Origin of the sequence: Phaeobacter sp. JH20_29, from assembly GCF_048056175.1 — a bacterium.
GTDB classification, from domain to species: Bacteria; Pseudomonadota; Alphaproteobacteria; order Rhodobacterales; family Rhodobacteraceae; genus Phaeobacter; species Phaeobacter bryozoorum.
In genome coordinates, this window is record NZ_JAYMWO010000005.1 from 213,007 (window position 1) to 226,397 (window position 13,391).

Sequence of the window (13,391 nt, forward strand, 5' to 3'; positions counted from 1 at the left end):
ATGCAGAGGAAGTGGCGGGGCCTATTCCGCCGGAACGGCTGCTGCCTCGATCGCCAAAGGCTGGGGCAGTTTGTTCAGCATTTCCTTCGGGCAGATTTGCAGGAAATTGCCCTTCTCATTTTCCCAATGCTGCAGGATCTCAGCGGCCTTGCGGCTGCCGGTTTCCTCCAGATGGCGCTCGATCAGACCTTTCAGCTGATCTTCCCAATGCGCCACGGTCACCGGACAGGTCACCAGTGACTCCATGTTCATCAGGGTTTCTGCCTTGCCTTCGGGATCGTAGATGTAGGCCATACCACCGGTCATACCCGCGCCGAAGTTGGCGCCGATCTTGCCCAGGATCACCGCGATCCCGCCGGTCATGTATTCACAGCCACAGGCACCGCAGCCCTCGACAACCACGCTCGCCCCTGAGTTACGAACCGCGAACCGCTCGCCGGCACGACCCGCTGCGAAGAGATAGCCAGCCGTCGCACCATAGAGAACGGTATTGCCGACGATGGTGTTTTCGCTGGCGTTCAGCGGCGATGCCATCGGCGGGCGCACCACGATGGTTCCACCGGAGAGACCCTTGCCCACATAGTCATTGGCATCCCCGGAGACCTCAAGCTTCAGACCGGGGGCCGCAAAGGCACCGAGCGACTGCCCGGCGGAGCCTTGCAGCTTCACCGTCAGGTGGTCTGACTGCAGCGTGTTGCGCATACCGAAGTTGCGGACGATATGGCTGGAGGTGCGGGTGCCCACGGTCCGGTGGGTGTTCTGCACCGCATAGGACAGCTGCATCTTCTCACCGTCCTGCAGGAAGCGGGCGGCATCGCGTACGATCTCCGCATCCAGCGTATCCGGCACCGGGTTGCGCTCCTTATCGCGGTTGTAGACGATATTGGCAGAGCCATCGACCGTGATCAGAAGCGGGTTCAGGTCGAGGTCGTCCAGATGGGCAGAGCCACGCGACACCTGCGCCAGAAGATCGGCACGGCCAATGACATCCTCCAGCGACCGCGCGCCAATGGAAGCCAGAATTTCCCGTACTTCCTGCGCATAGAAGGTGATGAGGTTTACCACCTTGTCGGCATTGCCGGTGAACTTGCCGCGCAGGGCCTCATCCTGAGTACACACGCCCACCGGGCAGGTGTTGGACTGGCACTGGCGCACCATGATGCAGCCCATGGCGATCAGCGCAGCGGTGCCGATACCATATTCCTCGGCGCCCAGCATGGCCGCCATGACGATGTCGCGGCCGGTGCGCAGACCGCCATCGGTGCGCAGCGTCACCCGGTCACGCAGGTTGTTCATGCTCAGCACCTGATGCGCCTCGGTCAGGCCCATCTCCCACGGGAGGCCAGCATATTTGATCGAGGTCGCAGGCGAGGCCCCGGTGCCACCGTTATGGCCGGAGATCAGGATGATGTCTGCCTTTGCCTTGGCCACGCCGGCCGCGATGGTGCCAACGCCCGAGGACGCCACCAGTTTCACCGTCACCTTGCAGCGCGGGTTGATCTGCTTCAGGTCGTAGATCAGCTGCGCCAGATCCTCGATCGAGTAGATATCGTGGTGCGGCGGCGGCGAAATCAGGGTCACGCCTTTGGTCGAGTGGCGCAGGCGGGCAATCAGGTCGGTGACCTTCATCCCCGGCAGCTGGCCGCCCTCGCCGGGCTTGGCGCCCTGGGCCACCTTGATTTCCAGCTCTTCGCACTGGTTCAGATATTCAGCGGTCACACCAAAGCGGCCCGACGCCACCTGCTTGATCTTTGCCGACGGGTTGTCGCCGTTCGGCTCCGGCACGAAATGTGCGGGATCTTCGCCGCCCTCGCCGGAGTCGGACTTGGCACCGATGCGGTTCATTGCGACGTTCAGAGTCTTATGCGCCTCAGGCGACAGCGCGCCCAAGCTCATCCCCGGCGTGACAAAGCGCTTGCGGATCGAGGTGATGCTCTCGACCTCTTCAATCGGCACCGGCTTGCCCAGAGGCTTGATGTCCAGCAGATCGCGCAGGTGAATCGGCGGGTTCGACTGCATCTTTGCCGAATATTGCTTCCACAGCTCAAACGAGGCCCGGTTGCAGGCCATCTGCATCATATGCATCGAGGTCGCTTCCCAGGCGTGGGTTTCGCCGGATTTGCGCGCCTTGTAGAAGCCACCGATGGGCAGGACATCCTGACCGCCCGACCATGCCTTGGCGTGGATTTCTTCCAGTTTGGTCTGAATGCCGGTGACACCGATGCCAGAAATCCGGGAAACCATGCCGGGGAAATATTCCGCACACATCGCACGGCTGAGGCCCACCGCCTCGAAGTTGAGACCACCACGATAGGAGGAGATCACCGAGATGCCCATTTTCGCCATGATCTTCAAAAGACCCTGGTCGATGGCTTCACGGTAACGGGCGACATTCTCGGTCAGACTGCCATCCAGCAGGCCCCGCTCAATACGGTCAGCCAGCGAATCCTCGGCCAGATAGGCGTTTACAACGGTGGCACCACAGCCGATCAGCACCGCAAAGTAATGCGGGTCGATACATTCGGCAGAGCGCACATTCAGCGAACAGAAGGTCCGCAGGCCCTTGCGGGTCAGATGCGAATGCACGGCGGAGGTCGCCAGGATCATCGGCATCGCCACGCGGCCCTCGCCCGAATGCTGATCGGTCAGGACAATGTGACCGGCTCCGGAGCTGACAGCCTCCTCCGCTTCGGCGCGGACACGGGCCAGCGCCGCATTGAGAGACCCCTGGCCGGGGGCAAAGCTACAGTCGATTTCAGCCAGCGGCGCGTTCAGGTTCTTGACCAGCTCATCCCATTGGGAATTGCCGATAAAGGGGCTTTCCAGCACGATGATCTCGGTCTGGGAGCTGTCTTCATCAAGCACGTTCTTGAGGTTACCAAACCGGGTCTTCAACGACATCACACGGTATTCGCGCAGGCTGTCGATCGGCGGGTTGGTCACCTGAGAGAAGTTCTGGCGGAAGAAATGGCTCAGCGGGCGGTACATTTTCGACAGCACTGCCGACGGCGTATCATCCCCCATTGAGGCCAGAGTTTCCTTGCCGTCCTCGGCCATCGGCGCAAGAATCTGTTCCAGTTCCTCAATGGTATAGCCAGCGGCAATCTGGCGGCGGCGCAGTGCGTCCCCGCTGAACAACGGCTTTTCGGTAACGGTGGCCAGGGTGCTGTCCAGATCGTTGATCTTCTTCACCCAATCGCCAAACGGCAGCGCGGAGGCCAGTTTGTTCTTGATCGCGGTGTCGTGGAATAGCTTGCCCTTCTTCATATCGACAGCCAGCATCTGACCCGGACCAAGCGCACCCTTTTCAACCACGGTGGCCTCGTCAATCGGAACCATGCCCGCCTCGGAGCCTGCGATCACCAGACCATCGCCGGTGACCACGTAGCGCATCGGGCGCAGGCCGTTGCGGTCCAGACCGGCACAAACCCAGCGGCCATCGGTCATCGCCAGCGCGGCCGGGCCATCCCAAGGCTCCATCACGGAGTTGCAATAGGAATACATATCCCGCCAGGCCTGCGGCAGTTCCACCGCCTGCTTGGACCAGCTTTCGGGAACCAGCATGGTCTTTGCCATCGGCGCCGAGCGACCGGCGCGGACCAGAACTTCAAACACCGAGTCCAGTGCCGCGGAGTCGGAGGACCCGCTGGCGACGATGGGTTTGATATCCTCGGCATAGTCACCAAAGGTCGAAGAGGCCATACGGATCTCGTGGCTCTTCATCCAGTTCATGTTGCCTTTCAGCGTGTTGATCTCGCCGTTATGGGCGAGCATGCGGAAGGGCTGGGCCAGCCACCACTGCGGGAACGTGTTGGTGGAATAGCGCTGATGATAGATTGCAAAGGCGCTTTCAAACCGTTCGTCCATCAGGTCGGGGTAGAACACGGCAACCTGCTCGGCCAGCATCATGCCCTTGTAGATGATCGAGCGGCAGGACAGCGACGCGATATAGAGCTGGCCGACCTGCGCAGCGGCAGCGGCTTTTTCGATGCGGCGGCGAATAACATAGAGCTCGCGCTCGAATGTTTCCTCGTCCACACCCTTTGAGTTGGAGATCAGGATCTGCTCAATCTCAGGGCGGGTGGCGTTGGCCTTCTCGCCGAGGCAGGTGACATCCACCGGCACATGGCGCCAGCCGTAGATGTAGTAGCCCATCCGCAGAACTTCGCTTTCCACGATGGTCCGGCAGCGTTCCTGAGCGCCAAAGTCCGTGCGTGGCAGGAAGACCTGGCCTACCGCCATCAGTTGATCTTCGCGCGGCTCGTGGCCGGTGCGGCGCACCTGATCATAGAAGAACGGTGCCGGGATCTGAACGTGGATACCGGCGCCATCGCCGGTCATGCCGTCCGCATCAACTGCACCTCGGTGCCAGATCGCTTTCAGCGCGTTGATGCCGGCCTCAACCACCTTGCGGCTGCGCTTGCCGTTGACCGAGACAACAAGGCCAACACCGCAGGAGGAATGCTCTTCCTCCTCGGCATAAAGACCGTTCTCGGCCATCCATTGACGCTTTGCCTCTTCGGCGCGAACCCATTCTGCATCATATTTTGTCATGTCATGCTCCCATTCCGGTGGGCGGCCCCCTAAGGGCGGCACCTGCCCGGTAGAAATCTGTTTACTCGGCGGCCAGGCTGCTGGCGGCGGTGTTGAAACGGTCGAGGATCGCCTCAGCGCAATCGCGCCCGTCCTTGATGGCCCAGACCACCAGCGACGCGCCGCGCACGATGTCACCAACGGCATAGACGCCATCGAGATCGGTCGCGCCGGTCTGGAATGCAGCCTTTACGGTGCCCCAGCGGGTGACCGGTAGTTCCGGCTGATCCCAGAGCGTCGGCAGATCTTCCGGCTCAAAGCCAAGCGCCTTGATCACCAGCTCGGCAGGCTCGATGTAATCGGCGCCCTCGATGACCTCGGGAGCCTGGCGGCCCGAGGCGTCAGGCTGGCCGAGACGCATCTTCTGTACCATCACGCCAGCGACCTTGCCGCCCTCATCGGTGAAACCCTTGGGCGCGGACAGCCATTCAAAGACCACGCCTTCTTCCTCGGCGTTCTGGGTTTCGCGCTGCGAACCGGGCATATTGGCACGGTCACGGCGGTAGAGACATTTGACCGACGTTGCACCCTGACGGATCGAGGTCCGCACGCAGTCCATAGCCGTATCGCCCCCGCCGATGACAACGACACGCTTGCCTTTGGCGTTCAGGGTGCCGTTGTCGAATTCCTCGATGCTGTCGCCGAAATTCGACGCTTTGTTGGACACGGTCAGGAAGTCGATCGCCTTTACGATGCCACCAGAACCTGACCCCGGCATTTCCAGATCACGGGATTTGTAAACGCCGGTGGCGATAATCACCGCATCATGTTTGGCGCGGATATCGTCAAAGGAGATGTCCTGACCCACGTTGCAATTCATCACGAATTCAACACCGCCATCCGCAAGCAGTTGGTTGCGGCGCATCACGACGTCCTTTTCCAGCTTGAAACCCGGGATACCATAGGTCAGCAGGCCACCGGCACGATCATAGCGGTCGTAGATGGTGACCTTCACGCCTGCGCGACGCAGCATGTCTGCTGCGGCGAGGCCGCCCGGACCCGCCCCGATGATCCCAACGGATTCGCCACGTTCCTGCGCCGGGGCGATGGGCTGCACCCAACCTTTGTCCCAGGCGGTATCGGTAATGTATTTCTCGACGGCACCGATGGTGACAGTACCGTGGCCGGACTGCTCAATGACGCAATTGCCTTCGCAGAGGCGATCCTGCGGACAGATACGACCACAGATTTCGGGGAAGGTATTGGTCGCCTGGCTGATCTCATAGGCCTCGTGCAAGCGGCCCGTGGCAGTCAGGCGGAGCCAATCGGGAATGTTGTTGTGCAGGGGGCAATGCGACTGGCAATAAGGTACACCGCATTGACTGCAACGGCTGGCCTGTTCCTCGGCCTTGGCGGCCGCGAATTCTGCGTAGATTTCGTCGAAATCTTCCCGGCGATCTTCTGCGGCCCGTTTGCTGGGCATGTCGCGGTCGATCTGCACGAATTTGAGCATCGGTTGCTTGGCCACGGGGCGGACTCCATGTTGGGCTGGCTGCGATAAATGATCCATCGGAGCGGAGCGAATTAAAAGTCAACTTTGCTGACCTAATATGTCAGCGGTTATGTCCTGATACCTTCTCCAGCAGAAATGTACAGACATTTTAGGTCCGATACGGACCATTAACGCTATCCCGCCAATGAAATCAACGGATTTACACCCAGACCGTTCTTTGCCATCCCTGCGGAACCCCAATCGGACCTATATCATGCCGCTTTTTCAGCTGATCCTTATCGCCCTGATTCAGGGCATCACGGAATTCCTGCCCGTCTCTTCATCCGGGCACCTGATCCTTTTGCCGGGACTGACCGGGCTCGACGATCAGGGGCAGGTTATTGACGTCGCCGTTCACGTCGGAACACTGGTCGCCGTGGTCCTGTTCTTCTGGAAAGAGGTGCGGGTGGGGCTGATCGGTCTGCCGCGCGCCCTCATAGGACGCCTCGATACAGCCGGGGCACGGCTGGCGATGGGGCTGATCATCGCGACCATCCCTACAGTCCTGTTTGGCGCCCTTCTGCATTTCAGCGGATGGAGCGACGCACTCAGGTCGATGAAAGTCATCGGCTGGACGATGCTTGGTTTTGGCGTGGTACTCTATGTGGCAGATCGGTTTGGCCCAACCGACAAGGAAAGCGCGGACTGGGGGCCACGAGATGCGCTGATCATGGGGCTGTGGCAAATGCTGGCGCTAATCCCCGGCACTTCCCGTTCGGGCATCACTATTACCGGCGCCCGCCAGCTGGGCTACGCCCGGATCGATGCAGCACGGCTGTCAATGCTGATGTCGATCCCAACAATCGTGGCCTCTGGTGTTTTGCTGGGTGCCGAAGTCGCCGTCGAGGCAAATCCGGCACTCATTCGCGATGCAGCTATCGCTGCGGCGCTCTCAATGCTGGCCGCCCTTGCTGCCCTGTCGCTGATGATGCGCCTGCTGCGCTCGGTCAGCTTCACACCCTATGTGATCTATCGCGTCGTTCTGGGCGCGATTCTCCTGATGATCGCCTATCAGGCCTGATCGACCGGATCCGGCCATCAGAACCAAAAAAGCGCGGGTCAAACCCGCGCCTTTCAAATCTTAGCCGACCTTGACCTCTAAGCGAATTCAGAGGTCGTTGCGCAGGTTGCGGGCTGAATCCATCAACTCACTGTACTGACCAGCCGGGCGGAACTTCCACAGGTAGTCCGGCAGCACAGACGCCAATGAAACCGGGTGGATGCCCAGCGCCTCGAACCCGTTTGCGCCCTCGGCAACCACATTGTCGTTCTCGAGGTTCTTCAGCTGGTCACGGGTCAGCATCTTGTTCTCGAACAGCTGAAAGCTGACGAACTGCAGAATATCAAAGCCAAGCGCGACCAGCTTCGCAATCGGGCCCGGCAGCGACAGCACAAGGCGCCGACGGTCAATCACATCGAGCATCTGCTGCATCAGTGCGCCAAAGCTCTTCACCTCGGGGCCGCCAAGCTCATACACGCCAGGCTTTGCCTTCCCGACAACCGCGGCTACGGCAGCCTTGGCAACGTCGTCGACGTACACCGGCTGGAATTCTGTGTCGGCATGGGCAATCGGCAGCACCGGCGACAGGCGCGCCATCGCGGCAAAACGGTTGAAGAACTGATCCTCAGCCCCGAAGATGATCGACGGCCGCAATATCACAGCCTCGGGCATATGCTCCAGAACAGCCCGCTCCCCGGCCGCTTTGGACTGGGCATAATTGCTGTCGCTGTCTTCATCGGCACCGATGGCCGAGACATGCACCATGGCTCCGACGCCCTGTGCAGCAGCGATTCGCGCGATTCGACCAGCGCCATCGGCCTGAACCGCATCAAAGGTGTTCTTGCCCAGTTCGTTCAGGATGCCAACGCAGTTCACCACTGCATCTGCCCCCTGCATCACCGCCGCAACAGACGCATCGTCGCGAATATTGCACAACACAGGCTCAACCTGCCCCGGGACACCATAGGGTTTGACATACATGGCTTCGTTCGGCCGACGCACGGCCACCCGCACACGCCAACCTTCCTTGGCCATGCGGCGCGCAATGTAACGGCCGACAAAACCGGACCCGCCATAGATCGTGACCAGTTTGGACATCTTTTGGCTCCTACCTTAGCTGCTGCTTCGATTTACCGCCCCGCGCCCTTTGGAACAAGGCGCAAATCGACCAAAGTCGAGGCAATAGGTGCAACGCTGCAAGATATGGTTGCTTAACGCCCGATTTGATCTCCCTTGCTATGATGCTTTGGCGACGCCAGCGGATCGTATCGGTGATTTCAAATCAGATCGGAGAGCGCAGATCATGACGACTCAGCAGCTCTGCACAGGTAGCTGTATTCTGTGAATACCATCGTCAGAACAGAACATATCGCAGCAGAGAATTTTCCGTTTGACGGCCCCGTCGCTTCTGCTTATACGCCCCTCACGACACCTGCCCAGGTGGCGGAATTGGTAGACGCGCTAGCTTCAGGTGCTAGTGTCCGTATGGACGTGGAGGTTCGAGTCCTCTCCTGGGCACCATATCCCCGACAGTGAATAAAACAAGGCCCCCATAGGGAGCCACACTCCAGGCGCGATATGTCGATTGTCGGCTGCCGACCGGTTTCATACACCACGCGCCAGACCCGAAAAACCGCCAGCCGTAAGCAGGTGAATTTTCCGTTTGACGGCCCCGCCGCTTCTGCTTATACGCCCCTCACGACACCTGCCCAGGTGGCGGAATTGGTAGACGCGCTAGCTTCAGGTGCTAGTGTCCGTATGGACGTGGAGGTTCGAGTCCTCTCCTGGGCACCATATTCCCTATTTTTCTCGATACTTGATCACGCCTTTGGCGTGTTATTGCGCCTGCGCGATGACGTACCGTCAGAGTAGACAGCCCCCGTAAAAACAGCGCTCATCCTCTGGCAGCTGGGGAGAGCTGTTCGTGCTGGACATGGGGGAGAGCGTGATGGAGGCGGATTATGTGATCGTCGGCGGAGGCTCTGCGGGATCGACGCTGGCTGCCCGACTAAGCGAAGATCCAACCGTCACGGTCTGCCTGCTGGAAGCCGGCGGGCGCGGTGACGGGCTTTTGGTTCGCGCTCCTGCCGCTGTGGTCGCGATGCTACCGGGACGCCCAAAAATCAACAATTGGGCCTATGAAACCGTGCCGCAACCGGGGTTGAACGGGCGACGCGGATATCAGCCGCGCGGTAAAGGCCTGGGCGGCTCCAGTGCGATCAATGCCATGCTTTATATTCGCGGCCATGCCAGCGATTACGATGAGTGGGCCGCATTGGGATGTCCCGGTTGGGATTGGAACTCGGTGCTGCCCTATTTCCGAAAAGCCGAAAACAACGAACGCGGCGGCGATGATCTGCATGGTGCAGCCGGCCCCTTGCAGGTCAGCAACCAGAAATCGCCCCGCCCGATCACCGATGCCTTTATCAAGGCCGGCCAATCCCTGCAGATCCGACACTGCGAGGATTTCAACACAGGCGACAACGAGGGCATCGGCCTTTATCAGGTGACGCAATTCCACAGAGCTGACCGCAACGGGGAGCGCTGCTCGGCGGCGGCGGCCTATCTACACCCGGTGATGGACCGCGCGAATCTGAAGGTGATCACGCGGGCGCAGGCATCCCGGATCATATTCGACGGCAAACGTGCGGTCGGCGTCAGCTACCGGCTGCGCGGCACTGAGCATAGTGTCCGCGCCCGCCGCGAGGTGGTGCTCTGCGGTGGAGCGTTCAACTCGCCGCAGCTGCTGCAACTCTCCGGCGTTGGTCGACCCGAGGATATCCGCCCGCACGGGATCGACATGGTCCATGAGCTGCCCGGGGTGGGGCAGAATCTGCAGGATCATCTGGACTTTACACTGGCTTATAAATCCAAGGATCGCGATAATTTCGGCATTTCCCTGCCCGGCAGTATCTCACTGTTGCGCCACATATGGAACTGGCGGAAAACCGGGCGTGGTATGATTGCGACTCCCTTTGCGGAAGGGGCCGCGTTCCTGAAAACGGACCCATCCGAAGAGCGTGCCGATGTGCAGCTGCATTTTGTGATTTCCATCGTGGATGATCACGCCCGGAAGCTGCACATGGGGCATGGGTTCAGCTGCCATATCTGCGTGCTGAGGCCAAAATCGCGCGGCACGGTCGGCCTGACCAGTGCCGATCCCACATCACCGCCGCGGATTGATCCGCAGTTTCTCGCTGAGCCCGATGATCTGGCCGTGCTTATCAGGGGGGTGCGCAAAACCCGGCAAATCATGGCGGCAGAACCGCTGGCGGGCTATATTCACAAGGAGCTGTTTATCGAGGGCGAAGTCGATGACGCCGCATTGGAACAGCACATACGCGCGCGGGCAGATACGATTTATCATCCGGTTGGCACCTGCAAAATGGGAACCGACCCGCTTGCGGTGGTGGATCCCGCGCTCCGGGTCCATGGTTTGGAGGGGCTGCGGGTGGTTGATGCGTCGATCATGCCGCGCCTGATTGGCGGCAACACCAATGCGCCAACCATCATGATCGCGGAGAAAGCGGCAGATATTATACGCGGTGCCCTGGCCCGCGCCTGACATTTCAATTCGGAGAAGACGAAGATGCTTGGCAAGATGATGCACAAACAGCTGACTATAGGCTCGCTGATAGAACATGCAGGGCGGTTCCATAGCGGGACCACGGTCACATCTGTCGAGACTTCGGGCGAAACCGTGCATGTCACCTGGGGAGACATCGACGCCAACGCTCGCAAGCTGGCGGCCGCCCTGGGGCGGCTGGGCATCGCGCAGGGCGCCCGTTGCGGCACCATCGCCTGGAACAATCGTCGCCACCTCGAAATCTATTTCGGCGTCTCCGGGGGTGGGTTTGTCTGCCACACGATCAACCCGCGACTGACACCAGAGCAGCTGATCTACATCATAAACCACGCAGAGGATCAGGTCCTGTTCATCGACACCACCTTTGTTCCGGCTGTGGCACAGCTGCGCGCGCATCTGACCACCGTGCAGAATATCGTGGTGATGGGGCCGCCGGACGCCGAGATCGCAGCCCAGATCGAAGACGTGCTGTTCTACGATGCGCTCCTGGACATGGAAACAACCCCGTATTCCTGGCCTGATCTGGATGAAAACCTGCCATCGAGCCTGTGTTACACCTCCGGCACGACCGGCAATCCCAAGGGGGTTGAATACACCCATCGCACCAGCGTTCTGCATACGCTTGGCGGCAACCAGCCCGACGGTATCGCCCTGCGGGCGCGGGACACCGTTCTGGCAGTTGTTCCGATGTTCCACGTGAATGCCTGGGGGACGCCCTACATGACCGCGGCGGTTGGGGCAAAGCTGGTACTGCCCGGACCGCATCTGGATGGGGCGAGCCTCGCCAAGCTGATTGATGCGGAAAAGGTCACCGTGGCGCTGGGTGTTCCCACCATCTGGATGGGTTTGCTGAAAGGGCTGGAGGAGACCGGATGCACCGCCGAGAGCCTGGAACGCACCATTGTCGGCGGCTCTGCCCTGCCAACGGTCATGATCCCCACATTTCGTGACAAATACGGCGTTGATCTGGTGCATGCCTGGGGCATGACGGAAACAAGCCCAATCGGGACGCTGAACCAGCTGCTGCAGAAACACAATGAGCTGGACGCCGAGCAGCAGGCGAAGCTGCGCGAAGGACAGGGCCGCCCCATGTATGGTGTCGATCTGCGCATCGTAGACGACAGCGGCACTGTTCTGCCTCATGACGGACAGACGCAGGGCAATTTGCAGATCTGCGGTCATTGGGTGATCGACAGCTATTTCCGCGCCGAGGATACAGCGCTGACGGCAGATGGATGGTTCGACACCGGTGACGTCGCCACAATTGATGCCGATGGCTATATGATCATTCGTGATCGCTCCAAGGACATCATCAAGTCTGGCGGCGAATGGATCTCGACCGTCGAGCTGGAGGATATCGCGATGTCCCATCCCGGTATCGCTCAGGCAGCGGCAATCGCAGCCAGACACCCCAAATGGGACGAACGTCCGGTGGTGATCGCTGTAAAACGCTCCCCTGACGTGACCGAGGACGATCTGCGCGAGTATTACCAGGGCAAGGTAGCAAGCTGGCAGATCCCTGACCGTGTCATCTTTGTCGATGCGCTGCCGCTAGGTGGCACCGGAAAGGTGCTGAAAAACAAGCTCCGCGACTCTTACGACGCGATTCTGCTGGAGGCCTGATGCACTACACCGCCGCCAATATGGCATCTGGTGGCGGTGCCCATTTCACGAAATGGGCACAGAATCCGTCCGAATTACGGGTAAAAGAGGGGCTTTGGCGGCCATAACTGCCGGCAAATTTATCTGTTAAGCCTCACTTAAGACACCGCCTGATATCCCGGTAGTGGGTGAAAATAGGTGGTGGATTATGAGCGCACAAGGAAATGTGGCGCCCATTATCATCAAGAAGAAAAAGTCAGGTGGTGCCCATGGTCACCACGGTGGAGCCTGGAAGGTCGCCTATGCGGACTTCGTGACGGCTATGATGGCGTTCTTCATGTTGATGTGGCTGCTCAATGCAACGACTGAGAAACAACGCAAAGGGTTGGCGGATTATTTCTCGCCATCCATTCCGCTGAGCCGGGTCTCCGGCGGCGGCAACGGGGCGTTCAGCGGGGACAGCATGTTCACCGAGGAAATCCAGCCCCAGAACGGTACCGGTGCGACCGATGTGAACCCCGCAGACGCCCAGCAGGCCAAGGGTGACTCCGGCGTCGAACAGGACAAGGACCGCGAGGCTGCCGATGAGCAGTTCCGAGCCCTGGAAGAGCAGCTGAAGGGGCGTGGCGGCGAAAGCATGGTCTCGATCGAGATGGCGCAGCACATCATTACCCGCGTCACCGACGAAGGCCTTGTAGTCGAACTCTTCGACACCGAGGATTCGCCGCTGTTCAAAGATGGTACAGCCGAACCGACCCTCCTGTTCCGCGACATCGTGAAGATGGTTTCACGCGTCACCGGCGTTGTTGAAAACAACATCGCAATCGGCGGCCACATCAGATCACATGCGGTCGTTGTCGCCAATAATCCGGTCTGGGAACTGTCCCATGCACGGGCTGACGCGACCCGGGTGATGCTCGAATCAGGTGGAACGAAGTCCAAGCGGATGCACCGGGTGACGGGACATGCCGATCGCAAACTGGCGGATAGCAATCCGATGGCAGCGCGAAACAATCGGGTCGAAATCATCCTTCTGCGCAAATAACCCATGGATCCCCAAAAACGGGCGGCGAACAGATCAGACAATTTTATCTGTTAGCCGCCCGTTAATGGGCAAT

7 protein-coding genes and 2 tRNA genes are annotated in these 13,391 nt (G+C 59.9%); 6 read left to right on the forward strand and 3 right to left on the reverse strand.

The window, feature by feature from the left end:
- Window positions 1–21: 21 nt before the first annotated feature.
- Together gltB and VWZ85_RS03780 are read right to left on the reverse strand one after the other, a co-directional pair.
- Window positions 22–4,554, reverse strand: coding sequence for a glutamate synthase large subunit (gene gltB, locus VWZ85_RS03775; protein ID WP_416541437.1), 4,533 nt, complete (start codon window positions 4,552–4,554; stop codon window positions 22–24).
- 61 nt (window positions 4,555–4,615) lie between these two features.
- A complete protein-coding gene (locus tag VWZ85_RS03780; RefSeq protein WP_340547033.1) occupies window positions 4,616–6,061 on the reverse strand; it encodes an NAD(P)-dependent oxidoreductase in 1,446 nt (481 codons plus the stop codon).
- Between the two features lie 238 nt (window positions 6,062–6,299).
- Between VWZ85_RS03780 and VWZ85_RS03785 the strand changes: the two genes are divergently transcribed.
- On the forward strand, window positions 6,300–7,106 hold the full coding sequence (locus VWZ85_RS03785) for an undecaprenyl-diphosphate phosphatase (RefSeq protein ID WP_416587184.1): 807 nt from the start codon (window positions 6,300–6,302) through the stop codon (window positions 7,104–7,106).
- Window positions 7,107–7,193: 87 nt separating this feature from the next.
- On the opposite strand, the gene VWZ85_RS03790 is transcribed toward VWZ85_RS03785, so the two are convergent.
- Window positions 7,194–8,183 carry a complex I NDUFA9 subunit family protein gene (locus VWZ85_RS03790; protein WP_416587186.1) on the reverse strand — a complete coding sequence of 330 codons (990 nt, stop codon included), beginning with the start codon at window positions 8,181–8,183 and terminating at the stop codon, window positions 7,194–7,196.
- Window positions 8,184–8,519: 336 nt separating this feature from the next.
- On the opposite strand from VWZ85_RS03790, the gene VWZ85_RS03795 reads away from it, so the two are divergent.
- The 5 genes from VWZ85_RS03795 (at window position 8,520) to VWZ85_RS03815 (ending at window position 13,318) form a co-directional block, all read left to right on the forward strand.
- Window positions 8,520–8,606: transfer RNA gene (locus VWZ85_RS03795), tRNA-Leu, on the forward strand.
- A 186-nt stretch (window positions 8,607–8,792) separates the two neighbouring features.
- Window positions 8,793–8,879, forward strand: a tRNA-Leu gene (locus VWZ85_RS03800).
- A 154-nt stretch (window positions 8,880–9,033) separates the two neighbouring features.
- On the forward strand, window positions 9,034–10,650 hold the full coding sequence (locus VWZ85_RS03805; RefSeq protein WP_416587281.1) for a GMC family oxidoreductase: 1,617 nt from the start codon (window positions 9,034–9,036) through the stop codon (window positions 10,648–10,650).
- Window positions 10,651–10,674: 24 nt separating this feature from the next.
- Complete coding sequence (locus VWZ85_RS03810) at window positions 10,675–12,294, forward strand: long-chain-fatty-acid--CoA ligase (protein ID WP_416587188.1); 1,620 nt, start codon at window positions 10,675–10,677, stop codon at window positions 12,292–12,294.
- Between the two features lie 187 nt (window positions 12,295–12,481).
- Window positions 12,482–13,318 (forward strand): flagellar motor protein MotB, encoded by an 837-nt coding sequence (locus VWZ85_RS03815; protein WP_416534391.1) that lies wholly within the window; start codon window positions 12,482–12,484, stop codon window positions 13,316–13,318.
- Window positions 13,319–13,391: the final 73 nt, after the last annotated feature.